This is a genomic window from Pseudomonas mandelii (assembly GCF_900106065.1).
GTDB lineage: Bacteria > Pseudomonadota > Gammaproteobacteria > Pseudomonadales > Pseudomonadaceae > Aquipseudomonas > Aquipseudomonas mandelii.
Genome location: NZ_LT629796.1, coordinates 5,348,030 through 5,374,364 on the forward strand (window position 1 = coordinate 5,348,030; position 26,335 = coordinate 5,374,364).

Genomic DNA, 26,335 nt, shown 5'->3' on the forward strand with positions numbered 1-26,335 from the left:
TAAAAAACCTGCATAAACATAAAAAAACAGGTGGTTTTGTCTCATGCGCAAACTGGACCGTACCGATATCGGCATTTTGAACAGCCTTCAGGAGAACGCCCGTATCACCAACGCCGACCTCGCACGCTCGGTGAACCTGTCGCCAACGCCGTGCTTCAACCGGGTCAAGGCGATGGAAGAATTAGGGCTGATTCGCGAGCAAGTGACGCTGCTGGACGCCGACTTGCTGGGTCTGCACGTGAACGTGTTTATTCATGTCAGCCTGGAGAAACAGGTGGAAGAGGCGTTGCAGCATTTCGAGGAAGCGATTTCGGATCGCCCGGAAGTAATGGAATGCTATTTGATGGCGGGGGACCCGGACTATCTGATCCGGGTGCTGGTGCCGACCATTCAGTCGCTGGAACGCTTCATGATGGACTTCCTGACCAAAGTGCCTGGTGTGGCCAACATCCGTTCAAGCTTTGCGCTCAAGCAAGTGCGCTATAAAACCGCGTTGCCGTTGCCTGCGAATGGCCTGACTTTAGGGGGGTAGGAACCGACGAAAAGCAATTTCGGCTTGCTCATCAATTGTTTTTCTTCAATTCGACTTCGTATACCTCGAGCAGCTGGGGCAATTTTTTGTATCCTTGCTTAAGTAAACTGATGAGAATCCTCACCGCGCTGCTTGCAACATCCTGGGCAGGAACTTCAAAGCTGCGCACGATATCTGTGGCCACTTTGTCGTTACCTCTTCGTTTGGCGAAGAATTGAGTCTGAGCGGAGCAGAGTTTCATCAGCAAGGCTTGATCCAGTGGACTCTGAAGAGTTGGGTCTTGCTCAGCTTGATCCAGCAAACGTTGGACCCATTTGATTAAATGCTCATCTTGCAACATAGCTTTGATCAAAGGGGCAGCGTTGTCAGCCGCTGCCGCTGGAAGCTCTGGAATGGAATCCGAACTATCGATCCACCTCACCAGTTTGTTCACGTTCATCGTGAGTGTAGTATTCACCAGTGCGAGGAGGCGTTGACGCAGGCTGTTTATCGCGGCTTCGTTCGGGGTATGGAGCGTTTTGCCTAACCATACAAACCAAGTTGATGTTGGTTCAACGATGTAGGGGAAATCCATGACTTCACTGATGATCGTTGAGTTTCGATAGGCCAGTAAGAGCAGATCCCAGCTCCGTTGAAGTATGGGCGGAGCGCAAAGGGCAAGGTCAGCAGCCAGTGGTTCTTGGCGTAATTGTGCTAGTGCGATTTGCAAAGCAATCACATCGGGAAAGTCACGACCCAACGATACGATCAACCCATCGACGACTTTCTGAAGTTGTTGGATGCTTTCCGCTGATTCGGAATTCGCCGACAGCAGTAAAAGGTGAGCGCCAATCAGGTGCAACAGCGGATCTTGATAGTCGCCGTTGACCAGATCATCAACTAGCGCCTGGCTCTTGACTGATCGACCTCTGGCCAATGCTTTGCGAGCGACCTCAAGGAGGGTCAATTCTTTGGTATGCAATGCTTGCAGGTGCGTGACATAGGTAATGCTGGAGTGATTGAAGTCCAGCGGCAACATGGCTCCCCGAGAATCCCGGATAACCCGAAAGTAGACTTGAGGCGCCCAATTTTCAAGAACATGTAGAGGCATACAGCGTTCTGTCTGTGCTGCGGGCTGAACTAGAAGATAAGTCCCTACCGGCACGTTGATGTTAACCAGAAAAACCCCCGTAGTTCCTGGCAATGCGTCCACTTTTGAAAAATCACACTCCACTTCACCTTTGAAGGCCCGTAACCGAAACTGATTTAGAATCTCTGGCCCAGGTAGTTCCAGGGGGCCGGTGCGCTCTTGGCTTTCAGGTTGCGGGTCCCATAAAAATATCTGTATGGGCGGTGGTTGCCCTTCTACATAGGGTGAAGGCTCGCGCATCAGCGCCTCTTTTTCCGGCATTGAGGCTTCTGATCCCTGAAGGGGTAGAGCTGATTCAAATGTCAACGTGTTCAGCTCGAAGTCAGTCGTCGTATCGGATGCAACCTCAATGATTTGAGACTGCTCAAGATCGCCTATACGCTGTCTGACTTTATAAAAACCTGGTTCAACTGACGCAGTGAGTGTGCCGAGGCCGGATTCGACCTCTTCGAATCGACCATTAATAAGTCCGAGCTCATCAAAGCCGTTTTTTGTACGAATCTGGATATCGACCAAGCCGTCAGGCTTATCTTCAGAGGGGGACATCTCGTTCTCCTGTCACTTCAAATGGGGCTGAAGTGTATGCGCCAGTCGATGCTTGAATTTTGTAGAAGCCTGGTTTCAATCTAAGGGCGAATCGAAGGTCCTTCACGGATAAGGAACTGGCAATACTCCCGATCGGATTCTCGATACTCACCGTATCCTGCGCAAACACACACTGAGCAACGGGTGAGTTGAGGCTTCCCAGGTAAAAGGTGAGCACGGTGCCAGGAAGTGGAGGTGCGCTAAGTACAAAGTTTTGCAACAATCCCTTGTTGCCAGCTTTAAAAAATACGTCTTCACCTTCCGGGAGTACAAAGCGCGGAGTGTCCGCGGGAATGCCAGCACATATATCCCCCCAAATATTGTTGACGTAGTTTCTTAGAGACGTGCTCGAGAGACGACTACCCTCATCAGGTGTTGCATCAGTCAGCGCTTTGAGCAGGGCATGGGTCAGCAGGCTGCAGGTTTTGTGGCTCTTCGCATTTAAGGGTGTAGCTGATTTCTAAACCCTCCTGACTTCAGCAAGCACCTGGCTATGTAATTGGTTAAATTTCTAAAGCCCAAGGCGGTACCTCGTAAGTGCTCAAGTCGCCCGTTGATAGCTTCTGTTGGACCGTTGCTGGTTCCTGGCCGGTCGAAGTAGGCAAGGATGCTCTCAGCGTATTTTTTCAGCGTTTCCCCCAAGCCTTTCACCTCGATGAGCGCTTTGGGCAAGTCGCTGGCTGTAATGATATTTATGACCTCTTCCATGAGTTTTTTACCACGTTTTCGATCCGGCTCGTTGTAGGCGCTGACCACCCGTTGGTACATGCTCCAGGTGCAATCCACTTCGAGGTGGTGCTCATCTGCAAACAGCTGGAACAGTTGCTTTTTGTTGGCGTCAGACAGGTAGCTGATCCGAGTCAGTAGCGTTCGACGGCTTTTGTAGAGCGGGTCATTTTTACGCCCTCTGCGGCCCAGGATGTCGTGTTGCACACGCCGGCGGCATTCATCCAGCATGTTGCTTGCCCAGCGCACGACATGGAAAGGATCCAGCACGGTTTGGGCTTGAGGCAGGGCTTCTTGCGCTGCAGATTTAAACCCCGTAAAACCGTCCATGGCAATGCTTTCGATCTGGTCACGCCACGATTTGGGGCGACTCTGTAGCCATTGCTTAAAGGCTTGTTTGGAGCGGCCTTCCAGCACATCGAGCAAGCGGGCCGGCCCGTTTTTGTTACGCACGGGCGTAAGGTCAACCACGATGGTGACGTACTTGTCACCACAGCGTGTATGTCGCCAAACATGCTCATCCACGCCCAGCACGGTCACACCGTCAAAACGTGTCGAGTCATTAAAAAGCAGGCGCCGTCCTTCGTTGATAATGGCATTATTAGCGGTGTGCCATGCAACATCAAGCTGGCTCGCAACACGAGATACCGACAGATGATCCAGCACGATGGCAGCTAATGCCCAGCGTATCGCCCCATATGAAAGCTTTGAACGTGGAGGTGCTGCACTGTTTGTATCTTCATGCCAGAAACAGCCGCAAGCACAACGCCAGCGACGGATACGCAGCAGCAATCTGGTTGGTCGTTGTCCGTAAGGTGTGTGAGCAAGATGCCTATCGACAGTACCGCGTGAAACACCAGCAGCCCCGCACTTGGGGCATGGCTCGGGTGCTTTGGTTAAACGACATTCGATGACGGCGCGCTCTGCACAAAGATGTTGTCCAGTGGCAGTCAGGCCGAGGTTATTCAGTTGGCAAAAGCTGGAAAGATCAGGGCTAGAAAAGGTAAGATTGTTCACGTCGGGGGCTTAGTTTTTGTTGGTGTGAGAGCTTACATTTTCTAAGATCCTCGACTCCTTTTCCAGCCGGTCAGATTTTTTCTACACCCTTAAATGCGAAGAGCCGGTTTTGTCGCCGCGCTCCGCAATTTTGCGTTCTTGCGCCTTACCACCTTTGGCTGAGCCATAAATGGCCAGTACTCGAACATTGGCGGCGAGTTCAGCAACAAATTGATTCTTGCCTGGGCTTGCATAACGGAGTGCCGTTTCTGAGTCGCGACAGCAATCCATGATCAGGACGATTTCATCAAATAAAGCCAGGTCCCTGGCTTCCCAGGCAAAGGCTGTACCGTGAATGTTCAAGGGGCGCGAACGACTGGCACCTGCTACAAAAAGCGCTGCCCCTGTCGACATATCGTTTCTCTCGGAAAAGCCGTGCCCGGAAAAATAAAGATAGAGTCGTGCGCCTTCACGTCGAATGTACGCATCGTTTTCGTCAATGGTCAGCTTGTCATAGTGATTGAGAAATTGTTCGGCAGTAGGGGACCAAGATCTGGCGTCATTTTTGGGTTGTTGATCCAGCGCAGGCGATGTCAGGAACTTGATATTTTCTGCTGGAACGGCACCCCCGTCTTTGTCGAGGAGCCATTGACGGAACAATTCGACATCGTTCGAGGGGCCTTCCAACGTTTGAAAGTCCGGAGATGAATAATTGGAAATTCCCAGCAGAATCGCATGATCCATGTCAGCCATGGCGATAGGTCCTCACTGAGTAACCAGATTCTGAATGCTGAGAAGCGTATCCGAATCTTGATCATCGAAATCGGGCTCTTCGCATTTAAGGGTGTAGCTGATTTCTAAACCCTCCTGACTTCAGCAAGCACCTGGCTATGTAATTGGTTAAATTTCTAAAGCCCAAGGCGGTACCTCGTAAGTGCTCAAGTCGCCCGTTGATAGCTTCTGTTGGACCGTTGCTGGTTCCTGGCCGGTCGAAGTAGGCAAGGATGCTCTCAGCGTATTTTTTCAGCGTTTCCCCCAAGCCTTTCACCTCGATGAGCGCTTTGGGCAAGTCGCTGGCTGTAATGATATTTATGACCTCTTCCATGAGTTTTTTACCACGTTTTCGATCCGGCTCGTTGTAGGCGCTGACCACCCGTTGGTACATGCTCCAGGTGCAATCCACTTCGAGGTGGTGCTCATCTGCAAACAGCTGGAACAGTTGCTTTTTGTTGGCGTCAGACAGGTAGCTGATCCGAGTCAGTAGCGTTCGACGGCTTTTGTAGAGCGGGTCATTTTTACGCCCTCTGCGGCCCAGGATGTCGTGTTGCACACGCCGGCGGCATTCATCCAGCATGTTGCTTGCCCAGCGCACGACATGGAAAGGATCCAGCACGGTTTGGGCTTGAGGCAGGGCTTCTTGCGCTGCAGATTTAAACCCCGTAAAACCGTCCATGGCAATGCTTTCGATCTGGTCACGCCACGATTTGGGGCGACTCTGTAGCCATTGCTTAAAGGCTTGTTTGGAGCGGCCTTCCAGCACATCGAGCAAGCGGGCCGGCCCGTTTTTGTTACGCACGGGCGTAAGGTCAACCACGATGGTGACGTACTTGTCACCACAGCGTGTATGTCGCCAAACATGCTCATCCACGCCCAGCACGGTCACACCGTCAAAACGTGTCGAGTCATTAAAAAGCAGGCGCCGTCCTTCGTTGATAATGGCATTATTAGCGGTGTGCCATGCAACATCAAGCTGGCTCGCAACACGAGATACCGACAGATGATCCAGCACGATGGCAGCTAATGCCCAGCGTATCGCCCCATATGAAAGCTTTGAACGTGGAGGTGCTGCACTGTTTGTATCTTCATGCCAGAAACAGCCGCAAGCACAACGCCAGCGACGGATACGCAGCAGCAATCTGGTTGGTCGTTGTCCGTAAGGTGTGTGAGCAAGATGCCTATCGACAGTACCGCGTGAAACACCAGCAGCCCCGCACTTGGGGCATGGCTCGGGTGCTTTGGTTAAACGACATTCGATGACGGCGCGCTCTGCACAAAGATGTTGTCCAGTGGCAGTCAGGCCGAGGTTATTCAGTTGGCAAAAGCTGGAAAGATCAGGGCTAGAAAAGGTAAGATTGTTCACGTCGGGGGCTTAGTTTTTGTTGGTGTGAGAGCTTACATTTTCTAAGATCCTCGACTCCTTTTCCAGCCGGTCAGATTTTTTCTACACCCTTAAATGCGAAGAGCCCGAAATCGCCGTGATGGCTGGCATTGGTGTTCAAGCCAGGCCCTCTGGATGAAGGTGACCAAGCGATACGGGAAGGGTCCGCAGCGAGAAATGCCGTAACTATCTTGACGGCTGGGTCCGTGCCGAATACCGCCGTATGATTGAGAAAGCGCTCCATCCCCACTAACGGCATATCAACAACGCTTTGCCACCCACCCGTTGCGGGTACCTGCCCCTCAAGCAAACCCGAAACAAAATAAAGTAAACTTCGGTTGTAGATAATGCTGAGCATCTGGTCTGCAGACTCACGCTCATCGTTCATTGCGAACATACGGAACGATTTCAACAGAGAGCCTTGATGCGCGGTTACTGTTTTGGCAAAACGGTCGTAGGTTACTGCAGGTGCAAGGAACACCACGTTGATCTTCGTTTTTAAATCTGCCGCGGCCACCGCATCCAGAAAATTGCACACGTAAATTGCACCGGTACTGTGGCCTACCAGTGTGATTTTCGAAAAGGTCTTCCCGCTATCCTCTAGTTGTTTTAGATATTTGACGACTGCGGTTGCACAGCAGCCGGGCAATGTGCCGAAGCTGTCTTCGGTATCTTTTTTCATTTGATTCCAGATGCCGGCCCCCAAGAGATTTCCATACGCTGCATGTAAAACCTCTTCTACAACCGTGCAATACGGGCCGTGGTCGCGACCGTTGTGATAACGCTTGATGACTGCGATGACCAACTTTGCAACGAAACGGGCGACGGCAATCCAGCTCAAAAGACCCTTAGTCTGGGTGCCTGGCAGTCTGGAGCCAAATAGCTCGTTCTGCGACGTCTCGCTGAGCAATAAAACGTTGGCCTTTTTATGAGTTCCGGCTGACTTGGTAGCAAACTCCGTAGGCGTGAGAGTCGCGTTATAAGCTTCTGCCATGGCTTTTCTAAAGCCAGGATCATCATTAAGGCCTATCTCGATATCGTAGGCCAGTTGATCGACGGATAGATTCGAAAGCCCTTTGGTTTTGACTTGGCTGGATTGAATGTCTGTTTCTGAAACGGGGGGAGTATCCCGGCGCTGGTCAAACCAGTTATCAAACTCGCTGCGCAGTTGGTAAACGTTGATAAGCTTGTCGCCGCCCCCTTTAAGAGCGATGTTTGACGTGGGGCTGGACTTCTTAATGACCCATTCAGTGACTTTTTTCACCAGCTCTCTAAACGCCGGATCCTGTGCCAGTTCAGCTCGGTTGTTAATCAGCGTTTCCTTTAGCCCCGACTCCCAAACAAAAAATACGGGGTAAGTTTTAGCGCTGATGTATTCGGGGATCAGTTTGGTTGCAACTGACAACGCACTGGTTTTGTCGACCAATCCACCGTGGAACTGCAGTAACAATCCGTTTTCGCTGTCGGTGTCGTGTGCAAGATTCAGAATTCTCGCCACATCTCCTATTTCACTGTCGGTATTAGTGTTGAACAACCCGTTTTGACTATGCCAGACGTGGTTACCGATTACGCTCATTTTTGGATCCCTCCGCGACGTCAAAAGAGCATAGTTCGACCCGCGAAGGCGTGTTTGTTAAATCATAAAAATAGTGGCAAATGGCCTCGAAAGTCATTTTCCTTGTTTAATTCGGACACATTTGACAAATAAATGAGAAAAACATCGGGAAAAACTTCTCTTCAAAGCTTATTGATCGGAATTTTTAGATATACGGAGCCATTGTCCTCCGCCGGCGGCATATTCCCCGCCCGCACATTCACCTGAATCGCCGGCAGCAACAGCGTTGGCATGCCCAGCCCGGCATCACGCTGGGTGCGCATGGCGACGAACGCCGCTTCGTCGATGCCGTCATGGACGTGGATATTGCTTTTGCGTTGCTCGCCGACCGTGGTCATGCAGCGGGATTCGCGGCCTTCGGGTGGGTAGTCGTGGCAGACGTAGAGCCGGACACTGGCGGGGAAGGCCAGCAGTTTTTGGATCGAGGCGAACATCTGGTGGGCATTGCCGCCGGGGAAGTCGCAACGGGCCGTGCCCACGTCTGGCATGAACAAAGTATCGCCTACCAGAATCACGTCACCGTCGATCAAATAGGCCATGTCCGCCGGGGTGTGGCCGGGCACATGCAGGGCCGTGGCCTTGAGGTGGCCGATCATGAATGATTCGTCCGGGGCGAACAGGTGGTCGAATTGCGAACCGTCACTGCGAAATGTCGGCTCAAGGTTGAACAGGGCCTTGAACACGCCCTGGACCTTGCTGATCGACTGGCCGATGGTGATTTTCCCGCCCAGCTCGCGACGCAGATACGGTGCGGCGGACAGGTGATCGGCATGGGCGTGGGTTTCCAGCAGCCATTGCACTTGCAGTTGATGCTTGCGAACGAAGGCGATGATTTTGTCCGCCTGGGTGGTGGCGGTGCGACCGGCGGCGGGGTCGTAGTCGAGGACCGGGTCGACGATGGCGCATTGACTGCCAGCACCTTCATGAATCACGTAGCTGTAGGTCGAGGAGGCAGGGTCTAAAAAAGCTTCAATCAAGGCAGGCATGGTGGCCGTTTCTTTCAGGACGAGCCAAGAGGGTAGTGTCATTTTCCCTGCGCTGACCAGCCCCGCGTTAAATGCTGAAGGAAAAAATTCGCACGGGCTCTATCCTGTCAGACATCGATACCGGGCGTTCCCGGCTTTTTCCCACGGATTACGAGCGTTTTATGCTGTTGGCAGGTTTTTTTGGCGTGGTGATGGGCCTCGTCCTGGGATTGACCGGGGCAGGGGGCGGCATTCTTGCGGTGCCGGCCTTGGTGCTGGGGCTGGGATTGACCATGACCCAGGCTGCGCCGGTGGCGTTGTTTGCGGTGGGCAGCGCGGCAGCGGTCGGGGCCATTGATGGTTTGCGCCATGGCCTGGTGCGCTATCGCGCGGCGTTGCTGATCGCACTGCTGGGGGCGATTTTTTCGCCGGTCGGCATCTACCTCGCCCATCAGTTGCCGGAAAAAATCCTGATGATTCTGTTCAGTCTGCTGATGGTCATGGTGGCCTGGCGGATGCTGCGTCGCGAGCGCCAGGAAGAAGGACCGAGCGACCACGGCCACGCCAACTGGGGTCAGAAGAACTGCATGCTCGATCAGCAGACCGGGCGTTTTTCCTGGACCGCCAAATGCACCGCGACCCTCGCGGCATTGGGCGCGGTGACCGGCGTTGTTTCCGGGTTGCTCGGGGTCGGTGGCGGCTTCTTGATTGTCCCTGCCTTCAAGCAACTGACCGATGTGCAGATGCGCGGCATCGTCGCCACCTCCTTGATGGTGATCAGCCTGATTTCCGCCATCGGTGTGATCGGGGCGTTTCATGCCGGGGTCAGGATCGACGCATTGGGTGTGGCGTTCATTGTTGCCAGCGTGGTCGGCATGATCGCTGGCCGACAACTGAGCGCGCGCGTCCCGGCCCGGGCCCTGCAAATCGGTTTTGCCAGCGTGTGTGTCGTGGTCGCGGCCTACATGCTGTTCAGAGCGGCGACCTAGCCGGTCTTACACCTAAAGTTCCGGGCCGTGCCTGAGCCCGGTCTTACACCGAATTTGCCGCTCACGCCCGGCCACTCCAAAGCACTTCAAAACCGCCCCCAAGGCAGCGTATGCCGCCGCCCGTCCCCTTTCGATAATCGCCTCCGACATCCAGTCCCCCGCTGCGGAGCGCGTCATGCACAACAATAAGAACTTCAAGCATCGTTACTTGCCTGCCTTCATCGCCAGCCTCTCGACCCTCGGTTTGAGCACGATGGCCGAGGCCGAGATCGTGCTGTACGACAAGGACCAGACCACGTTCTCAACCGACGGCTACATCAACGCCTTCTACGTGAACAGCGATGTGGACCGTGCAGGCGACCAGTACGACCGGAAACAGGCGCGGGTGAAAATGGGCTATCTGCCCAATTACCTGGGTTTCAACATGGGCAAACAGGTCGATGACCTGAAGCTCGGTGCGCGGGCGTCGTTCTGGGTGACCATCAACGACAGCCAGACCAATGGCACCGACACCGCCATCGACGTGCGGCAGTTCTACGGCACCGTGGCCAATCCGGAATGGGGCGAAGTGTTGATCGGCAAGGACTTCGGCCTGTTCGCCCGCTCCAACATTCTGCTCGATGAAATGCTCGCCGGTTACGGCCAGGTCAGCGATACCCTGGGGTTGGTGGACGGTGGCGGCGTGTCGTTCGGCAATATCGGTACGGGTTACCCGTACCCGTTCCCGACCTCGCAGATCACCTATCGCACCCCGGTGATGGAGGGTTTGCGGGTGGCCGTTGGGATTCTCGACCCGGTGGACACCAACGACAGCAGCCCGTTGGGCAAGGCGTATCAGGAGAATCCGCGTACCGAGAGCGAGGTCACCTATCAGTTTGATGTCGGCGGCGCGAAGATTTACAGCTGGGTCAACGGCAGCTACCAGACGTCGGACAATACCGACTCCACCGTTGAATCGGTCACCTCCAAAGGCGTCGGCTACGGTGTGCAGGCGAAGATGGGCGGGTTGTCGCTGACCGGCTCCGGTTTCCAGGCCAAAGGGATTAACCCGTTCTTCACCAACAACGCCGGCGAACCGACCCTGCGCAACGTCGACAGCGACGGTTACTTGCTGCAAGGCTCGTACAAGCTGGGCAAAAACCGCCTGGCCTTGTCTTACGGCAAGACCAATGACGACGGCAATGGTGTGGTCGGCAGCGGCGCGGACTATGAAACCCGCGGCATTGCGTTGTTCCATGACGTCAACGACAACCTCAAACTCGTGGCCGAGTACAACCAGTTCGAAATCAACGGCCACGACACCAGCGCCCAGAACGAAGACACCGACACTTTTGCGGTGGGGGCGGTGTTGAACTGGTAACAAGCTGATCTGTGAACCCTACCGCTGTGGCGAGGGAGCTTGCTCCCGCTGGAGCGCGTAGCGGTCCCTATTCTGGTCGCGCATCGGCCGGTTGGGGGACTGCTGCGCAGTCCCGCGGGAGCAAGCTCCCTCGCCACAAAAGCTTCAGCCATCAAGCCGTCAACCCGCCGACTCTCATCCCATCGAAGCGGCTACCCGCTACCCAAGTAGCATACGTCGCAGCCCGCAGGCTTCGTACACTCGTGTCTCATACACGGGCACCTGCGGGGGTGGTCATGCAGCAGGTCCAGAGTGAAGGGGTGGTCAGCGGCATGTCCCAGGCCACCGATGCCCAACAAGTGGCTCAGGAGCTCGCGCGGCAGTTATTGCACCCGCATCTGGGCTTCGTGTTGTTCTTCTGCTCCGCCGAGTACGATTTGCAGGCGCTGGGCCAGGCCTTGCATCTGAGCTTCGGCGGCATTCGCCTGGTCGGCTGCACCAGCGCCGGGGAGATCACGCCCCTGGGCTACGGCCGCAATTGCGTGACGGCGGTGGGGTTCGACCATCGGCATTTTTCCATCGACGCCGAACTGATCAGCGAGATGGAGCGCTTCAGCCTGATCGACGCCCAGCAAATGGTCGAGCGCCTGGCCAGCGGCTGTCGCAGCAACACCCTGGCGCCGATCAAAGGCAACAGCTTTGCCCTGACCTTGCTCGATGGTCTTTCCAGCCGCGAAGAAATGGTCCTCGCTGCGTTGAGCGCGGCGTTGGGCGACATCCCGCATTTCGGCGGTTCGGCCGGCGATGACAACTACCTGACCCACACCCACGTCTATTTCGGCGGCGAGTTTCACAGCGGCGCGGCGGTGGTGGTGCTGGTCAACACCTGGCTGGATTTCGAGGTGTTCACCACGCACCACATCTTGCCGAGGGCGGAGAAACTGGTGGTCACCGGAGCCGACAGCGCCTCGCGCCGGGTCTTTGAACTGAATGCCGAGCCGGCTGCCGAGGAGTACGCCCGACACATCGGCGTGCCGGTGGCCGAACTCGATCACCGGGTCTTCGCCGCTCACCCCTTGGCGGTGCGGATCAACGATCAGTATTACGTGCGGGCGATCCAGCAGGTTCATCCAGACCTGAGCCTGAGTTTCTACTGTGCCGTGGAAAACGGCATCGTCCTCACCGTCATGACCCCCGGCCCGATGCTGCCGAATCTGCAAACCTTGTTCGAAGGCTTGCAGGAGCGCCTCGGCGATCTGTTACTGACCATCGGCTGTGACTGTTTTCTCAGGCGTCTGGAGCTGGAAGACGGCGGCAGCCTGGAGCAGATCGGAACGTTTTTGCGCGACCAACGGGTGATGGGTTTCAACACCTACGGAGAACAGTTCAATGGCATGCACATCAACCAGACCTTCACCGGGGTTGCCATTGCCCGAGGCCGGTCCCCTGGACATCGTTGAGCTGCAGGCGCAGCTCGCCAGCCTGCGCCACGACAACCATAAACTGCAGCGCATCAACGGCGCGCTGATCGAGCGGATCGAATCCGGCGTCACGCGCGGCAATGATCCCTACGCGGCGTTCCAGCATTCGGTGGTGCTAGCCGAGCAGGTGCGTGAGCGGACCGATGCCTTGAACCAGGCCATGGCCGAGCTCAAGTCGGGCAATCACTTGCTCAGCGAAGCGCGCCTGCGGGCGGAAACCGCGCATCAGCATCTGATCGATGCCATCGAGAGCATTTCCGATGCCTTTGTGCTGTTCGATGCCGAGCAGCGCATCGTTTTGTTCAACAGCCGTTTCAAGGCGTTCTGGGACAACAGCCGGGTGCGGATCAACGCCGGCATGCGCCTGGTCGAGGTGAAACGGCTGATGTCCGCCACCGGGTTGTTCACGGAAGAACCCCGTGGGCATGCCGACGAAAACCTGATCTATCGCTTGCAGGACGGCCGCTGGCTGCAAGTCAGCGAACGGCCCACGCAGGAAGGTGGGCGGGTGATCCTGTTCACCGACATTACTGACGTCAAACTCAGCGAAACCGTGCGCCGCGAGCAAGCCGTGGCGCAGAAATCGCACTTGCTGCAACGGGCGGTCGACAACCTGTCCCAAGGCGTGGCCATGGTCAATGCCGAAGGCATCCTGGAACTGTGGAACCGGCGCTTCCTCGAACTGAGCGGGCTCGCCCCGGTGGCGGCCCATCGGCCGTTTGCCGAAGTGATCGGCGACAGCGAGTTGACCCTGCTGACCCCGGCCAGTCGCGATGCCAACGGGCGGCACGTGCAGGAATGCGAGCAACGTCTTTACGATGGCCGGGTGCTGGAAATCCGCACGCATCCGTTGCCCACCGGTGGCTTCGTCAATACCTTCACCGACATCACCGAACGTTACCAGCACGCCGAAGCCCTCAGCGAAAGCGAGCGCTGGATTCGCCTGATCACCGACCATGTCCCCGCGTTGATCGCCTACCTCAATGCCGATCTGGTCTACGAATTCACCAACAAGGTCTACGAAGAATGGTACTGCTGGCCTCGCGGCGTGATGCTCGGGCAGAGCCTGCGCGAAGTTCACAGCGCGCAGCATTACCAGCGCCTCGAGGCCTACGTGGCCAGGGCCTTGGCCGGTGAGAGCGTGACGTTCGAATTTGCCGAAACCAACATCAACAATCAGGAGCGCTACATGCTGCGCTCCTACGTGCCCAATCGCCTGGCCACCGGGGAAGTGGTGGGGATCTTCGTGTTGATCCGTGACATCACCGAGCGCCGCCGCACGGCCGAGGCGCTGCACCAGGCTTATCAGAATCTTGAGTTGCGGGTACGCGAACGGACCACCGAACTGACCACCCTCAATGACCAATTGCTGCGTGAAATCGACGAGCGCCGGCGCGTGGAATCGCGTTTGCGCGAGGCCAAACTTGAGGCGGAGCAGGCCAACCTGTCAAAAACCAAGTTTCTCGCCGCCGTGAGTCACGACCTGCTGCAACCGCTCAACGCGGCTCGGCTATTCACCAGCGCTTTGCTGGAACGTCGCGAGCCGGTGGCCAATGCGATTTTGGTGCGCAATGTCAGCAATTCGCTGGAGGACGTGGAAAACCTGCTAGGCACGCTGGTGGATATTTCCAAACTGGATGCCGGGGTGATCAAAGCCGACATCGCGCCGTTCGCCCTGAGCGAGCTGCTGGAAAACCTCGCGGCCGAGTACACACAGGTGGCCCGCAATGAAGGGCTGGAGCTGCATTTCATCCCGTGTTCGGCGCTGGTGCGCAGCGACATTCAGTTGCTGGCGCGGATCCTGCGCAATCTGCTGAGCAACGCCATTCGTTATACCTACAGCGGTCGGGTGGTGCTCGGATGTCGGCGTCATCATCAGCGGTTGACGATCGAGGTGTGGGACAGCGGGATGGGCATTGCCGAAAATCGACTGGAAGAGATTTTCCAGGAGTTCAAACGGGGCGATGTGCAGCGTCCGGATCAGGACCGTGGGTTGGGGCTGGGGCTGGCCATCGTCGAGAAGATTGCCGGGATTCTCGGTCATCGCGTTCATGTGCGTTCGTGGCCGGGCAAGGGCTCGATGTTTTCCGTCGAGGTGCCATTGAGCGCCACGGCTCCGAAGGCTCAGCCAGCGTTGTTGATGAGTGAGCCGATGCTTGAGCGTCTGCGCGGAGCGCGGGTGTGGGTGCTGGATAACGACGCGGCGATTTGCGCTGGCATGCGCACGTTGCTGGAAGGGTGGGGGTGTCGGGTGGTCACGGCACTGTCGGAGCAGGACCTGGCGCGGCAGGTGGACAACTACCACGAAGAAGCCGACTTGCTGATCGCCGACTATCACCTCGATGACGAGCAGAACGGCGTCGATGCCGTGGCCCGGATCAACGCCCGGCGCGGTTCAGCGATCCCGGCGATGATGATTACCGCCAACTACAGCAATGAGCTCAAGCAGCAGATTCGCGAGTTGGGGCATACGTTGATGCATAAGCCTGTACGGCCGATGAAGCTGAAAACGGCAATGAGTCATTTGCTTGGCCCATCCCGTTAGCCGCGTCGGGCATCAGACCTGTGGTGACTAGGCTTTCTGTGGCGAGGGAGCTTGCTCCCGTCCGGCTGCGAAGCAGTCGTAAATCAGGCGACTCGGTTTACCTGGAAGTTTGAAGGGGGCCGCTTCGCGACCCAACGGGAACAAGCTCCCTCGCCACAGGGATCTGGGAATGCCCAACATTCAGCGCCGCAGATAAGACCCGAAATCAATATCCCCAGCACTCAGAATCGCTTGCACCCGGTTGTGCACATTGAGTTTGCGCAAGATCGCCGAGACATGCGCCTTGACTGTGGTTTCGGCGATTTCCAGGGTGTAGGCGATCTGCTTGTTCGATTCACCCTTGGTCATGCGTTCCAGCACCAGCAACTGCTTGCGGGTCAGCGCCTGGAGCAGTTCGGGCGGGAAGCTCGGGTTGTCATTCATGCGCCGATGGGTGCCTGACTTTTGTGTGCGAATGATGTCCGGCGGCAAGTACACATTGCCATTGAGAATCTGCTGGATGGCCTCGGTCATCTGCACCCGGGGCGAGGATTTGGTGATGAAACCCACTGCGCCATAGGTGATGGCTTGCAGCACGATCTGCTTGTCCTGCTCGGCTGAAACAATCACCACCGGAATGGTCGGCGCCTCGTTGCGCAGGTTGATCAGGCCATTGAGGCCGTGCATGCCCGGCATGTTCAGGTCGAGCAGGATCAGGTCCAGGTCGTCGTGCTCCTGAGTCAGCAGCAGGGCACTGTCGAGATCGGCGGTTTCCATCACCTCGCTGCCCGGAAAACCATCGCTGATGACGTTATGAATGGCTTCGCGAAACAGCGGGTGATCGTCGGCAATCAGAATTTTGTACATAGCCTTTCACCTCATTATTTTCATTATGGTGTGGCAACAACACGCACGCGTAAAGGTCAGGGGAAGGGCTCGGGCCGGGCCGGTTCAACGGGCAGGTTGGCGGCTTGCCAGGCGTCCAGGCCGTCGCGGTACCAATACAGTGTCTTATAGCCCATGGCCGCGGCGCGTTTTACCGCATTCCAGCTCAGCCAGCAGTCGGAGCGGCAGTAGAAGACCAGCGGTTGCGCCAAGTCTCCTGCGGTCAATGCGTTCAGGTTACGCGCAAAATAGCCCTGCCAGTCAGCTGTGAGGTCGCCGTCGCCGGTATTGGCCAGCCAATGGCTGCCGGGCAGGTTCTCGTGGGGCTGGTCTTCGATGAATCGTCCTTGCAGCCATTGGCGGCGATAAACGTCGATCAACACCGGACGCGGTGTCTGGGTGAGCAGGGTTTGCAGGGCGGCGGTGTCGACGATGGCCGCGCCTTGAAGCTGATTCGGGGTCGGGCTGCGATAGAGGTTGATGCGATAGCCGTCGGCGGAGAACAGCGGTGTATCGGCGTGCGCGGCGCCCAGCAGCAGGCTCAGCGACAGCGCAGCAAGGGAAGGGCGCAACAGACGACGTTGGGCACGTGGCATGGGGGTTCAATCCTTATAGTTATGAACCCATTACATGCCAGTCTCGGGGCGTTGGGAATGCGACGATAGACAGGAAAACCAGTACTAAAGTAGTAATTTCCCTGGCCAGTGCACCACAAATCCCCTGTGGGAGTGAGCCTGCTCGCGATGGCGGCTTAACATTCAATATCTCTATTGACTGACACTCCGCTATCGCGAGCAGGCTCGCTCCCACAGGGGGTTTTCATTTGTTCGCAATATCTGTAGGACGCAGATCCCCTGTGGGAGCGAGTCTGCTCCCACAGGGGGATTGATGGTGTCAGCTGGTTTTGCGCAGCGCGGCGTGTTGCGGGTTGAAAGTGAGGACAGCGAGCAGGGCGAACAGCAGCGTCAGCCCCATGCACACCGCCAGCGCCAGCGGATTGAAACGCTCATACAGGGCAAACCGCACCAGTTCCACAGCGTGGGTAAACGGGTTCAGCGCGCACAGCCAGTACAGCCACTCGCTGGATTCGCGCATCTTCCACAGCGGATACAACGCCGACGACAGGAAAAACAGCGGGAAGATCACGAAATTCATCACCCCGGCGAAGTTCTCCAGTTGCCGGATCGCATTGGACAGCAGCAGGCCCAGCGCACTGAGCATCAACGCCACCAGCAACAACGCCGGCAAGGCGATCAACAGCCCCATGGCCGGTGGCTGCACGCCGTACACCCAGGCAATCGCCAGAAAGGCATACACCTGCAACAGCGAAATCAGCGAAGTGGCCAACAGTTTGCTGCACAGCAGGAAGGTCCGGGGCAGGGGGCTGGTCAGCAGCACGCGCATGCTGCCCATCTCCCGGTCGTAAACCATCGACAGCGAACCTTGCATGCCGTTGAACAGCAGGATCATGCAGGCCAGCCCCGGGATGATGTAGACCTCATACGGAATGTAGGTGTCGTAGGGCTCAATGATCGCGATCCCGAGGGCCGCGCGAAAACCGGCGGCGAACACCAGCAGCCACAGCAATGGCCGCACCAGCGCGCTGAGAAACCGCGTGCGCTGCAACACAAAGCGCAGCCATTCACGCAGCACGATGCCGCTGAAGCATTGCCAATACGCATTCATCTCGCGGCTCCTGATGTCGTGAGGCGAGTGAAGGCCGAACCGAGGTCGCCGCCATGCGCCTGGCTCAAGGCATCAGCCTGCCCGCTGGCCACCAGACGGCCCTGATGAAGAATCAGCAAGTCATCGCTCGGCTGCACTTCATCCAGCAAGTGGGTGGTCCAGAGCACGCTGATGTGCTGCTCGCGACACAGGTCGCGAATGTGTTGATTGAGCGCCAGCCGGCTGGCCGGATCGAGGCCGACACTGGCCTCGTCGAGCAGCAACAGCCGTGGCTCATGCAGCAAGGCGCGGGCGATTTCCACCCGGCGCCGGTGACCGCCATTGAGTTCACGCACCCGCTCGCGACGGCGTTCGGTCAGCGCCTGCCGCGCCAGTTCGGCGTTGACCCGCAGGCCGGTCTGGCGCCGGGACATGCCATGCAGCGCGGCGTGATAACGCAGGTTCTGCTCGACACTGAGGTCCAGGTCCAGCGTGCTTTGCTGGAACACCACGCCCAATTGCTTGAGCGCCGGACGCGCCGCGTTGCGCAAGGAGCAGCCGCCGACCCGGATGTCCCCACGCTGCAAATCATAGAGCCGGGTGAGCAGGGCAATCAGCGTCGATTTGCCCGCGCCGTTCGGCCCCAGCAACGCCGCGAAACGCCCGGGCGCCAGGCTGAAATTCACCTGCCGCAACGCCTCCCGCGCGCCATAGGCGAAGCTCAGTTCGCTGACTTCCAGTGCGTTCATGGCGTCACCACCACGCCCCACGGATAGCGCCCGACTTTCACCGATTTGGTCACTTTGAGGCTGTCGACATCAATCACCGATACATCGCCGCTGACGCCGTTGGTGGCCAGCAACTGTTTTTGATCGGGGGTGAACGACATCTGCCAGACCCGACGACCGACCAACAGATAATCAAGAATCTCGAAGGTCTTGGCGTCAATCACCGCCACATGATTGGCCGGGCCTAGGGCGACGAAACCGTACTTGCCGTCGGCGCTGAGCTTGATGCCCACCGGCTGGACCTTGTCCGGGTGCACGCCCTTGATCTGGAAAGTCAGGGTCTTGAGGACCTTGCGGGTGGCGACGTCGAGAATGGTCACCGTGCCGCCGATTTCCGCCGAGGCCCAGAGTTGCGAGCCTTCAGGTGAAAACTCGACGAAACGCGGCCGCTGATCGACCAGGGTGCTGTCGGCCAGGGTCTGGGTGCTGGTGTCGATCCAGTGCAGCATGTTGGTGGTTTCGCTGGTGTTCACCGCCCACTTGCCGTCGGGGCTGACGGCCATGCCTTCGGGTTCGACGCCAACGCTGATCTGGCTTAGCACCTTTGAGGTTTCGGTATCGATTACCGTCACCAGTGCATCGTCTTCGTTCGAAACGTAGAGCCAGCGATTGTTGGGATGCAGGGCGAACTGCTCGGGGTCTTTGCCCGACGGCAACTCCTTGATGATCTTGCGGGTAGCGACGTCCATCACCTGGACCCGGTCCGAGTCGCTGGCGCAGATGTACAGCAGCTTGTTGTCGTGGGACAGCAGCAAACCGCGCGGCCGTTGGCCGACGGGCAGGGTGTCGGTGACTTGCAACGTCTGCAGGTCGATCAGGCTCAGGGTGTTGTCCTTTTCGTTGGAGACCCAGGCGGTGCTGGCAGCGGCGTGCCCGGCGGCGAGCAGCAGGGCGCAAGAGAGCAGGGTGCGACGCATGGCGGATTCCTTTTTGTTGTCGTTCTTGTGGAACGCTGGCTCAGGGAAAGCGGCAGCTGACCTCGGGCTTGTCGTAGCCAAGGCTGTCCATTTCGTTGAAAGGGTGCAGGAAGCCGTCTTGCGGCGACGTGCTGACCAGCGCTCGGGGCTGGACGATGGGAATCGGTTGGCGCAACTGACCGTTCCACGGGCGATAACTGAGCTTGCGCCCCTTGAAACCGTCCAGCGGCAATTGATCGCTGATTTCCAGGGTGCGGATCGCCACGGGATCGACCTGCCGCAGTTTGCTCACCGCACTGGCGATGCTGCGCACGGCGATCCAGGCGGCGAAGTCGCGGTCATTCATCCAGCGCCCGGCCAGGGCTTCGAAGCGTTTCTGCAATTGGGCGGCGCCGTAGGTTTCCACGGTTTTGTGCCAGCCCACGGGGGTCAGGCCCTGCGTGCCGGCGACCGGCCGTGGGTACCAAGTCTGGTAGGGCACGTATTCACCGAAATCGCCACGTTCGTCCGCCACCAGCACCACATCGTATTCGGCGGTCTGGGTGAACAGCGGCATGTCGGCCTGGGCGCTGCGACGCTGATCGTTGTCGAAGCTCCAGGCTTTTTCCGCCACCAGTGTCAGGCCGAATCGTTTGGCGGCGCGGCGCAGGGCGGCTGCGTAGGCCTGATCGTCCGGGGTCGGGCCGACGATCAGCAGCGCCCGTTGCCATTTGCGTAGCACCAGAAACTGCGCCAGGGCATCGGCGAGCATCGCCCGGCTCGGCAGGCTGTGCAGCACGCTTGGCAGGCAGTCGGTGGTGCGCAGGCTGTCATCCGGGCTGCCGGCGTTGAACAGCAAGCTGTCGGGCAGCACGGCGCTGAGCCGGCGCAGGCTCTCCACCGGCGCATTCACCACAAACAGGCGCAGACCCTGTGCATGTTGGGCCTTGGCCGCTTCAATCAGCGCGTCCGGGCTGTCGGCATTGGCCGTGACGAGGCTGTAACTCTGGTTGAGAAAACGCCCGGTGCTGTTGCTGTCGGTGATCGCCAGTTCGGCACCGCGAAGCCCGGCATCGACTGGTTCGGGAATCACGTTGGACAGCAGCGGACCGGGGTCAGGCCGGTAGCCCAGGTAGCCGATCCGCACCTGCAACGGCGCATCCGCCGCCTGGCTCTGCGTCGCCAGCCCGGCGGCGCAGGCAATCGCCAGCAGGTAGATCAGGGCGTAAGGGGCAAGCTGGCGCATAAAGGCACTCCATTACAGGTAGCGCCAGCATAGGAAGCCTGTGAGGCAGATTGAAATATGCAGAAAGTACCAGTCAGGCAGTACCAAGGTAGTAGCTCGCCCGGAGCGGCGCGGTTTTAGCATGGGTCATCACGGCCATCACACTGGAGGAGATTGACCATGCGTATTCTCAAAGCGCTGCTCCTGCCGTTGTTGTTGATCCTGACCCTGATCGGCGTCGACAAGCTCCACAGCCCCCGCCCGGTGTCATTGCTGGTCTTGCCCGCGACACCGGGGCGCTAACCGTGTCGGCCCTGTGGCGGATCAACCTTTGGGTCTGCGGGTTTTTCGTCCTGGTCACCCTGGCGTGCATGGGGTTGCTGGTGCACCAGGCGCTGGCGGACGTGGAGCGCGAGCTGCAATCCGCCGAGGCGGTGGTCGAGTACCTGAGCGAAACCGCCGAGCGTGATCCCGCCAGCCTCCAGCCCCGACTGACGGGCAGCCTGCGGCATGTGCGGGTGCGCTGGCTGGAGCCCGGCGAAGCGGCACGGCTGCCGGTTCAGGCTGGACTCGACGCCTGGCTCGGGCGGCTGTTGTTCGCCGAAGCCCGGCACAGTGCGCGAGTCCTGGATTTGCACGATGGCCGGCGCGTGCAGATCGCGGTCGATCCACGGGATGAGATCGACGAAGTCTGGGATTCGCTGCAGCAATTGCTGGGCCTGTGCGGCCTCGCCTTGATCTTGAGTCTGCTTACCATCCGCTGGGCCGTGCGCCGTGGCATGGGCTTGCTCGATGAATTGTTGCGCGCGTTGCAGCAGGTCTCGGGCGGCCAGCTCAAGGTGCGATTGCGCGCAGAAGGTATGCCGGAGGCACGGCAGCTGGCAGCGCATTTCAATCGCATGACCACTGCGTTGGAGCAGTCGCGCGCCGATAACGCCCATCTGACACAGACGTTATTGGCGGTGCAGGAACAGGAGCGCACTCATCTGGCGCAGACCCTGCACGATGATCTCGGCCAGTACCTGGCGGGGATTCGCGCCCAGGCCTGTCTGTTGCGGCTGGTGACGGATCAACCCGTGGTGATGGAACGCACGGTGCGTGAGCTGGAACACAACTGCGAACACCTGCAACAGGGATTTCGGGCGCTGGTGCATGACCTCTATCCGGTGGTACTGCAACACCTGCCGTTGGCAGAAGCCTTTGGCTTGCTGGTGGAGCAATGGCAGGGGCGGCACGGCATTGACTGCCAGCTGCGGATCGGCGCGCAGTTGCCGCCCTTGTCCGCGCCGGACAAAACCCAGCTCTATCGCCTGTTGCAGGAAGCGCTGACCAACGTCGCCCGGCATGCGCAGGCCACCCGGGTGCGGGTTCGCCTGCAACATCGAGGCGCGTATCTGCACCTGTTGATTCGCGATAACGGGCGCGGCGCCACACAACCGCAGCGGCCCGGCGTCGGTTTGTATTCGATGTACGAACGCGCCCGCAGCGTCGGCGGCGAATTGCGGGTCATCAGCCACCCCGGCGCCGGATGGGCGCTGGCCTTGAGCATGCCTTTGGAGGTGTCATGAATATTCTGCTGGTCGATGACCATGCGGTGGTCCGTCAGGGCTACGCGAGTTTGTTGCGGGCGTTGTTGCCGGCAATGGACGTGCGTGAAGCTGCCACCGGCGAAGACGCGCTGATCCGGGTTCAGGAAGCCGTGCCGAACCTGGTGATCATGGATTTCGGTTTGCCGGGGATCAGCGGGCTGGAAACCACCCGACGTTTGCGTCAACGGCTGCCGCAACTGCGGGTGCTGTTTTTCAGCATGCACGATGAACTGCCCTTGGTGCGCCAGGCGCTGGAGGCGGGTGCCTCGGGTTACTTGACCAAGAGCTCGGCGCCGCAAGTGCTGATCGAGGCGGTGCAGCGGATCCTCGCCGGCCATGCCTACATCGAACAGCCCCTGGCCACCCAACTGGCGTGCCACCCGCAACAGGACGCCAGCGACCCGCGATTGCAGAGCATGACCCAGCGCGAGCTGGAGATTTTCGTGATGCTCGCCAAAGGCACGCCAGCGCGGTTGATTGCCGAACAGTTGAGCATCAGCAGCAAAACCGTCTCCAACCACCTGACCTTGCTCAAGAGCAAATTGCAGGTCACGTCCCATGCCGAACTGGTGCATTTGGGGATTGATATGGGGGTGGTGCGCAAGGCGGGCTGACTCGACAGTGCCGGCAACCCATATCCACTGTGGGAGCGAGCCTGCTCGCGAATACGTCGGCACATTCAACCTCTCAGTTGACTGTTACACCGCTATCGCGAGCAGGCTCACTCCCACAATGGTTTTGTGTGCATACAGTTCATTTGTTCCAGGTCGTCGGGCAACCGCTGCAGCCTTCCATGTTCGCATCCTGAAAATTCGCATAATGCTGCCGCGACCCGCTGAGGTTGGCCTGTTCCAGATTGCTTTCACTTAATTTGGCTTCTTGCAGGTTGGCGTCACTGAGGTTGGCACCTTTGAGGTCAGCCTTGCTCAACCAGGTCATTTCCAGGTCCGCGGCACGCAGATTGGTGTTGTGCATTCTCGCGCCGGAGAGGCGGGCGAATTGCAGGTAGGCGCCGCTGAGGTTGGCGTCCTGGAATTGCGCGCCTTGGGCAAACATCCCCCAGCCCTGAATCGCCATCAACGTTGAACCGGTGAAATCCGCCAGCCGCAGGTTGCTTTGTTGCAGGCTGGCGCGGGTCAGGTTGGCGCCTTGCAGTTGCGCTTTTTCCAGGTTGGCGAGGTCGAGTCGGGCGTGCCGCAGGTCGGCATCGCGCAGGTCGGCGCCGCTGAGGTTCATGTTGCGCAGGTCCTGATTGCTCAGGTTTGCGCCTTTGAGATTGGCGCCGGGGCATTGGCTGTGATCGGCGATGGTGCAGCCGTTGATGATGAGTGGGGAGTCGTCGCCGTTGTCGGCGAAAACCGGAAGGGCGGCAAGCCATAGCAGTAGAGGCAGGTACTTCATGACAGGTCCTCGAAAGGTGGAGGGCAGCTGGATACACAAAAAACAACGGTTATGTGGGTTCCTGTGGCGAGGGAGCTTGCTCCCGCCCGGCTGCGCAGCAGTCGTAAATCCAGGCAACTCGGTGTTGCTGAAAAATGAGGGGGCCGCTTCGCAGCCCAGCGGGAGCAAGCGCCCTCGCCACAGAAAAGCTTGTTGAGCACCAGAAAACCCCCTGTGAGCACAGGGGGCAAGCGGATTACTTCTGCGCAGTCTTGTTGTCCCAACTCGGAATCTTGAACACCCAGAACGATCCGCCCTGAGCCACCGGTTTGGTCAGCTCGGCCATGTCACCGCCCCACAACGGCACCGCACCGCCGTAACCGACGGTCACGCCGACGTATTGCTCGCCGTCCTGTTCCCAGGTGATCGGCGGCGAGACGATGCCGCTGCCGGTCTGGAACTTCCACAGCTCAGCGCCGGTTTTCGCGTCGAACGCCTTGAGGAAACCGTCGCCGGTGCCGGTAAACACCAGGTTGCCTTTGGTGGCCAATACGCCGGCCCATAGCGGCAGCGCTTCCTTGTGTTCCCAAATCACTTTGCCAGTGGTGGGGTTCATGGCGCGCAGGGAGCCGACGTGATCGTCGTACATGCGCTTGATGCGGAAACCCATGCCCAGATAGGCCGAGCCCTTCTTGTAGTTGACCTCTTCGGTCCAGTATTCCTCTTTCCACTGGTTGCCCGGAATGTAGAACAGCCCGGTGTCCTGGCTGTACGCCATCGGGTTCCAGTTCTTGCCGCCGAGGAACGGCGGCGACACTTCCACTGACTTGCCCTTGGTCTCGCCCGGCAAAGGTTTGGCCGGACGCTGGCCTGGATTTTCCACCGGTTTGCCGGTCTTGAGGTCGATGTGGCTGGCCCAGGTGATGTTGTCGACGAAGGGGAATGCGTTCTGCAATTTGCCGTTGTTGCGATCGACCACGTAGAAGAAACCGTTGCGGTCCGCGTGGCCGGTGGCCTTGATCGTTTTGCCGTCCTTGTCCTTGTAATCGAACAGCACCAGTTCGTTGTTGCCGGAGAAATCCCAGGCATCGTTTGGCGTGTGCTGGTAGAACCATTTCACCTCGCCGGTGCTCGGGTCGACGCCGACCTGGCCAGAAGTGTAGAGGCTGTCATAGTCGTGGGGGTTGCCATCCTTGGCGGTGCGCGCCCAGGTATTCCATGGGCCGGGGTTGCCGGCGCCGACGATGATGGTGTTGGTGTCCGGATCGAAACTGGCGCTCTGCCAAGGGGCACCGCCGCCGTGGCTCCAGGCTTCGACCTTGCCGGTTTCGGTGGTCGGGTCATCCGGCCAGGACGGTGCCTTGACGTCGCCGGTGGTGGTGCTGTCCTTGCCGTTCAGCCGGCCCATGTGGCCTTCGACGAAGGGCCGCATCCAGACTTCTTCACCCGTATCGGGGTCGCGCGCAAACAGCTGGCCGACCACGCCGAACTCATCGCCGGAGCTGCCGTGAATCAGCAGTACCTTGCCGGTGGTCTTGTCTTTGATCAGCACCGGGGCGCCGGTCATGGTGTAGCCAGCGGCGTGATCGCCGAACTTCTTGTTCCACACCACCTTTCCGGTGTTCTTGTCCAGGGCGACCAGGCGCGCATCGAGGGTGCCGAAGTAGATCTTGTCGCCAAAGATCGCCGCCCCGCGATTGACCACATCGCAGCACGGACGAATGTTGTCCGGCAGGCGATGGTTGTAGGTCCACAGGCGCTTGCCGGTCTTGGCATCCAGGGCGAATACCCGCGAGTAGGAACCGGTGACGTAGACCACACCGTCACTGACGATGGCCTGGGATTCCTGGCCGCGCTGCTTCTCATCGCCGAACGAATAGGACCAGGCCGGCGTCAGCTTGAACACGTTCTTGTCGTTGACCTGAGCCAACGGGCTCCAGCGTTGAGCGTTGGTGCCCATGCCGTATTGCAGCACGTCCTTGGTGGTCAGGTGATCGTTGGCAATGTCTTCCCACGTCACGTTGCGGGTGGGCGTGGCCGGAGCGGTTGCGGCGTGACTTGCAGCACTCAGGGACAGGCTGCCCACCAGCAGAAAAGCCTGCACGGCGATAGACAGAGGGGAAAGGGCGGGTAGCGATCTTATTGTCATGGTTGCGGTTCCCAGTGGAGGTTTTGGCCTGCACAGGGTGGTGCGCCCGGCCGGTTGCCGGATACGGAAAAAGTCCCGCTGTGGCCGGGAAGACTTCCCGAACGGCACCTGATTTGGGTGTGCGTCACAAGCCCTACTACCAAGGGACTAGACGGCGGCCACCAAAGCAGCATGGGGATTGTGCGAAGCCCGTACCAAGATGGGTGCCATAGCCTCTTCAAAGAGGTTTTGCGTGCAATCTTGAGGGCATAACAATGACAACAAAACGCAACGCCTTGCTCGTTGCCGGACTGCTGGCCGGTTTTATCAGTGCAGGCTCCGTCTGGGCCCACGGCAACGTGGTACCGCAGGCGATCGCCACCCCAGGCTTGACCCCGATCAAGGACGCCGGCGTGCAGGTGGATGCCGACGGTTGGGCGGCGGTGAATCCGTATCGCGCCTCCCCGGAACATGAGAAAGCCGTGGAAATCGGTTCATCGGCCTATAACCAGAACTGCGCCGCTTGTCATGGCCTGGAAGCCAAGTCCGGCGGCATCGCCCCCGATTTGCGCATGCTCGATGTTGGCGAAGCGGGGGATGAATGGTTCGTCGAACGCGTGCGTCACGGCGCTGTGCGCGATGGTCGGGTCTACATGCCTAAAATGGCCGATTACCTGAGTCAGGAAGCTCTGTGGGCTGTGCGCACCTACCTGGACACTGTTCGCGTCGAGGAGTAACCC

The 26,335-nt window shown here is 58.5% G+C and carries 23 protein-coding genes; 9 read left to right on the forward strand and 14 right to left on the reverse strand.

Features of this window, described 5'->3' with window-relative positions:
- Positions 1-43 precede the first annotated feature (43 nt).
- The gene (gene bkdR / locus BLU63_RS24915; protein ID WP_083376506.1) at positions 44-532 is read left to right on the forward strand and encodes a Bkd operon transcriptional regulator BkdR; all 489 of its coding nucleotides are present in this window, start codon (positions 44-46) and stop codon (positions 530-532) included.
- Between the two features lie 31 nt (positions 533-563).
- On the opposite strand, the gene BLU63_RS24920 is transcribed toward bkdR, so the two are convergent.
- The 6 genes from BLU63_RS24920 to BLU63_RS24950 all read right to left on the reverse strand — a co-directional run bounded on the left by BLU63_RS24920 (position 564) and on the right by BLU63_RS24950 (position 8,727).
- The gene (locus BLU63_RS24920) at positions 564-2,207 is read right to left on the reverse strand and encodes a hypothetical protein (protein WP_083376507.1); all 1,644 of its coding nucleotides are present in this window, start codon (positions 2,205-2,207) and stop codon (positions 564-566) included.
- A gap of 480 nt (positions 2,208-2,687) precedes the next feature.
- A complete protein-coding gene (locus tag BLU63_RS24930; protein ID WP_011920678.1) occupies positions 2,688-3,989 on the reverse strand; it encodes an ISL3-like element IS1411 family transposase in 1,302 nt (433 codons plus the stop codon).
- Between the two features lie 81 nt (positions 3,990-4,070).
- Positions 4,071-4,721, reverse strand: coding sequence for a caspase family protein (locus tag BLU63_RS24935; RefSeq protein WP_197678974.1), 651 nt, complete (start codon positions 4,719-4,721; stop codon positions 4,071-4,073).
- An 85-nt stretch (positions 4,722-4,806) separates the two neighbouring features.
- Positions 4,807-6,108: an ISL3-like element IS1411 family transposase gene (locus BLU63_RS24940; protein WP_011920678.1), complete on the reverse strand. Its 1,302-nt coding sequence runs from the start codon at positions 6,106-6,108 to the stop codon at positions 4,807-4,809.
- Positions 6,109-6,178: 70 nt separating this feature from the next.
- Positions 6,179-7,702: an alpha/beta hydrolase gene (locus tag BLU63_RS24945; RefSeq protein ID WP_083376508.1), complete on the reverse strand. Its 1,524-nt coding sequence runs from the start codon at positions 7,700-7,702 to the stop codon at positions 6,179-6,181.
- A 161-nt stretch (positions 7,703-7,863) separates the two neighbouring features.
- Positions 7,864-8,727, reverse strand: a complete 864-nt coding sequence (locus BLU63_RS24950) for an MBL fold metallo-hydrolase (RefSeq protein ID WP_083376509.1) — start codon at positions 8,725-8,727, stop codon at positions 7,864-7,866.
- Positions 8,728-8,888: 161 nt separating this feature from the next.
- Between BLU63_RS24950 and BLU63_RS24955 the strand changes: the two genes are divergently transcribed.
- From BLU63_RS24955 to nahK, 4 genes are all read left to right on the forward strand, one after another.
- Positions 8,889-9,695, forward strand: a complete 807-nt coding sequence (locus BLU63_RS24955) for a sulfite exporter TauE/SafE family protein (RefSeq protein WP_083376510.1) — start codon at positions 8,889-8,891, stop codon at positions 9,693-9,695.
- Between the two features lie 175 nt (positions 9,696-9,870).
- Positions 9,871-11,055, forward strand: a complete 1,185-nt coding sequence (locus BLU63_RS24960; protein ID WP_010455156.1) for a porin — start codon at positions 9,871-9,873, stop codon at positions 11,053-11,055.
- A 275-nt stretch (positions 11,056-11,330) separates the two neighbouring features.
- The gene (nosP, locus tag BLU63_RS24965; RefSeq protein ID WP_010455155.1) at positions 11,331-12,494 is read left to right on the forward strand and encodes a nitric oxide-sensing protein NosP; all 1,164 of its coding nucleotides are present in this window, start codon (positions 11,331-11,333) and stop codon (positions 12,492-12,494) included.
- Positions 12,463-15,060 carry a hybrid sensor histidine kinase/response regulator NahK/ErcS' gene (nahK, locus tag BLU63_RS24970; protein WP_077749300.1) on the forward strand — a complete coding sequence of 866 codons (2,598 nt, stop codon included), beginning with the start codon at positions 12,463-12,465 and terminating at the stop codon, positions 15,058-15,060. Before nosP ends, nahK begins: the two co-directional genes overlap by 32 nt.
- Positions 15,061-15,240: 180 nt before the next feature.
- Here the strand turns inward: nahK and BLU63_RS24975 are convergent, their stop codons facing one another.
- The 6 genes from BLU63_RS24975 to BLU63_RS25000 form a co-directional block, all read right to left on the reverse strand.
- Positions 15,241-15,906 (reverse strand): response regulator transcription factor, encoded by a 666-nt coding sequence (locus BLU63_RS24975; RefSeq protein ID WP_010455152.1) that lies wholly within the window; start codon positions 15,904-15,906, stop codon positions 15,241-15,243.
- Positions 15,907-15,962: 56 nt separating this feature from the next.
- Positions 15,963-16,520: a PQQ-dependent catabolism-associated CXXCW motif protein gene (locus BLU63_RS24980; RefSeq protein ID WP_077749299.1), complete on the reverse strand. Its 558-nt coding sequence runs from the start codon at positions 16,518-16,520 to the stop codon at positions 15,963-15,965.
- Positions 16,521-16,818: 298 nt separating this feature from the next.
- A complete protein-coding gene (locus BLU63_RS24985) occupies positions 16,819-17,610 on the reverse strand; it encodes an ABC transporter permease (protein ID WP_083376511.1) in 792 nt (263 codons plus the stop codon).
- Entirely contained in the window at positions 17,607-18,338 is a 732-nt protein-coding gene (locus BLU63_RS24990) for an ABC transporter ATP-binding protein (protein WP_083376512.1), read from the reverse strand. The genes BLU63_RS24985 and BLU63_RS24990 overlap by 4 nt, the downstream gene beginning before the upstream one ends.
- Positions 18,335-19,294, reverse strand: coding sequence for a YVTN family beta-propeller repeat protein (locus BLU63_RS24995; RefSeq protein ID WP_077749296.1), 960 nt, complete (start codon positions 19,292-19,294; stop codon positions 18,335-18,337). Before BLU63_RS24995 ends, BLU63_RS24990 begins: the two co-directional genes overlap by 4 nt.
- Positions 19,295-19,334: 40 nt before the next feature.
- The gene (locus tag BLU63_RS25000; RefSeq protein WP_083376513.1) at positions 19,335-20,519 is read right to left on the reverse strand and encodes an ABC transporter substrate-binding protein; all 1,185 of its coding nucleotides are present in this window, start codon (positions 20,517-20,519) and stop codon (positions 19,335-19,337) included.
- 159 nt (positions 20,520-20,678) lie between these two features.
- Between BLU63_RS25000 and BLU63_RS33565 the strand changes: the two genes are divergently transcribed.
- From BLU63_RS33565 to BLU63_RS25010, 3 genes are read left to right on the forward strand one after another with little or no spacing between them, the layout of a single operon-like run.
- A complete protein-coding gene (locus BLU63_RS33565) occupies positions 20,679-20,801 on the forward strand; it encodes a hypothetical protein (protein WP_255311831.1) in 123 nt (40 codons plus the stop codon).
- 2 nt (positions 20,802-20,803) lie between these two features.
- Positions 20,804-22,066 carry a sensor histidine kinase gene (locus BLU63_RS25005; RefSeq protein ID WP_083376514.1) on the forward strand — a complete coding sequence of 421 codons (1,263 nt, stop codon included), beginning with the start codon at positions 20,804-20,806 and terminating at the stop codon, positions 22,064-22,066.
- Positions 22,063-22,701, forward strand: a complete 639-nt coding sequence (locus tag BLU63_RS25010; protein ID WP_083376515.1) for a response regulator — start codon at positions 22,063-22,065, stop codon at positions 22,699-22,701. Before BLU63_RS25005 ends, BLU63_RS25010 begins: the two co-directional genes overlap by 4 nt.
- A 139-nt stretch (positions 22,702-22,840) precedes the next feature.
- On the opposite strand, the gene BLU63_RS25015 is transcribed toward BLU63_RS25010, so the two are convergent.
- Together BLU63_RS25015 and exaA are read right to left on the reverse strand one after the other, a co-directional pair.
- Positions 22,841-23,488 (reverse strand): pentapeptide repeat-containing protein, encoded by a 648-nt coding sequence (locus tag BLU63_RS25015; protein ID WP_010455142.1) that lies wholly within the window; start codon positions 23,486-23,488, stop codon positions 22,841-22,843.
- A 235-nt stretch (positions 23,489-23,723) separates the two neighbouring features.
- The gene (gene exaA, locus BLU63_RS25020) at positions 23,724-25,616 is read right to left on the reverse strand and encodes a quinoprotein ethanol dehydrogenase (protein WP_083376516.1); all 1,893 of its coding nucleotides are present in this window, start codon (positions 25,614-25,616) and stop codon (positions 23,724-23,726) included.
- 254 nt (positions 25,617-25,870) lie between these two features.
- On the opposite strand from exaA, the gene pedF reads away from it, so the two are divergent.
- A complete protein-coding gene (gene pedF, locus BLU63_RS25025; protein WP_010455137.1) occupies positions 25,871-26,332 on the forward strand; it encodes a cytochrome c-550 PedF in 462 nt (153 codons plus the stop codon).
- Positions 26,333-26,335 lie beyond the last annotated feature (3 nt).

Excerpts from the sequence above, each read along its gene's own strand:
- bkdR (WP_083376506.1), top strand. The coding sequence starts at position 44 with ATGCGCAAACTGGACCGTACCGATATCGGCATTTTGAACAGCCTTCAG.
- BLU63_RS24920 (WP_083376507.1), bottom strand. The coding sequence starts at position 2,207 with ATGTCCCCCTCTGAAGATAAGCCTGACGGCTTGGTCGATATCCAGATT.
- BLU63_RS24935 (WP_197678974.1), bottom strand. The coding sequence starts at position 4,721 with ATGGCTGACATGGATCATGCGATTCTGCTGGGAATTTCCAATTATTCA.
- BLU63_RS24945 (WP_083376508.1), bottom strand. The coding sequence starts at position 7,702 with ATGAGCGTAATCGGTAACCACGTCTGGCATAGTCAAAACGGGTTGTTC.
- BLU63_RS24950 (WP_083376509.1), bottom strand. The coding sequence starts at position 8,727 with ATGCCTGCCTTGATTGAAGCTTTTTTAGACCCTGCCTCCTCGACCTAC.
- BLU63_RS24955 (WP_083376510.1), top strand. The coding sequence starts at position 8,889 with ATGCTGTTGGCAGGTTTTTTTGGCGTGGTGATGGGCCTCGTCCTGGGA.
- BLU63_RS24960 (WP_010455156.1), top strand. The coding sequence starts at position 9,871 with ATGCACAACAATAAGAACTTCAAGCATCGTTACTTGCCTGCCTTCATC.
- nosP (WP_010455155.1), top strand. The coding sequence starts at position 11,331 with ATGCAGCAGGTCCAGAGTGAAGGGGTGGTCAGCGGCATGTCCCAGGCC.
- BLU63_RS24975 (WP_010455152.1), bottom strand. The coding sequence starts at position 15,906 with ATGTACAAAATTCTGATTGCCGACGATCACCCGCTGTTTCGCGAAGCC.
- BLU63_RS24980 (WP_077749299.1), bottom strand. The coding sequence starts at position 16,520 with ATGCCACGTGCCCAACGTCGTCTGTTGCGCCCTTCCCTTGCTGCGCTG.
- BLU63_RS24985 (WP_083376511.1), bottom strand. The coding sequence starts at position 17,610 with ATGAATGCGTATTGGCAATGCTTCAGCGGCATCGTGCTGCGTGAATGG.
- BLU63_RS24990 (WP_083376512.1), bottom strand. The coding sequence starts at position 18,338 with ATGAACGCACTGGAAGTCAGCGAACTGAGCTTCGCCTATGGCGCGCGG.
- BLU63_RS24995 (WP_077749296.1), bottom strand. The coding sequence starts at position 19,294 with ATGCGTCGCACCCTGCTCTCTTGCGCCCTGCTGCTCGCCGCCGGGCAC.
- BLU63_RS25000 (WP_083376513.1), bottom strand. The coding sequence starts at position 20,519 with ATGCGCCAGCTTGCCCCTTACGCCCTGATCTACCTGCTGGCGATTGCC.
- BLU63_RS33565 (WP_255311831.1), top strand. The coding sequence starts at position 20,679 with ATGCGTATTCTCAAAGCGCTGCTCCTGCCGTTGTTGTTGATCCTGACC.
- BLU63_RS25010 (WP_083376515.1), top strand. The coding sequence starts at position 22,063 with ATGAATATTCTGCTGGTCGATGACCATGCGGTGGTCCGTCAGGGCTAC.
- BLU63_RS25015 (WP_010455142.1), bottom strand. The coding sequence starts at position 23,488 with ATGAAGTACCTGCCTCTACTGCTATGGCTTGCCGCCCTTCCGGTTTTC.
- exaA (WP_083376516.1), bottom strand. The coding sequence starts at position 25,616 with ATGACAATAAGATCGCTACCCGCCCTTTCCCCTCTGTCTATCGCCGTG.
- pedF (WP_010455137.1), top strand. The coding sequence starts at position 25,871 with ATGACAACAAAACGCAACGCCTTGCTCGTTGCCGGACTGCTGGCCGGT.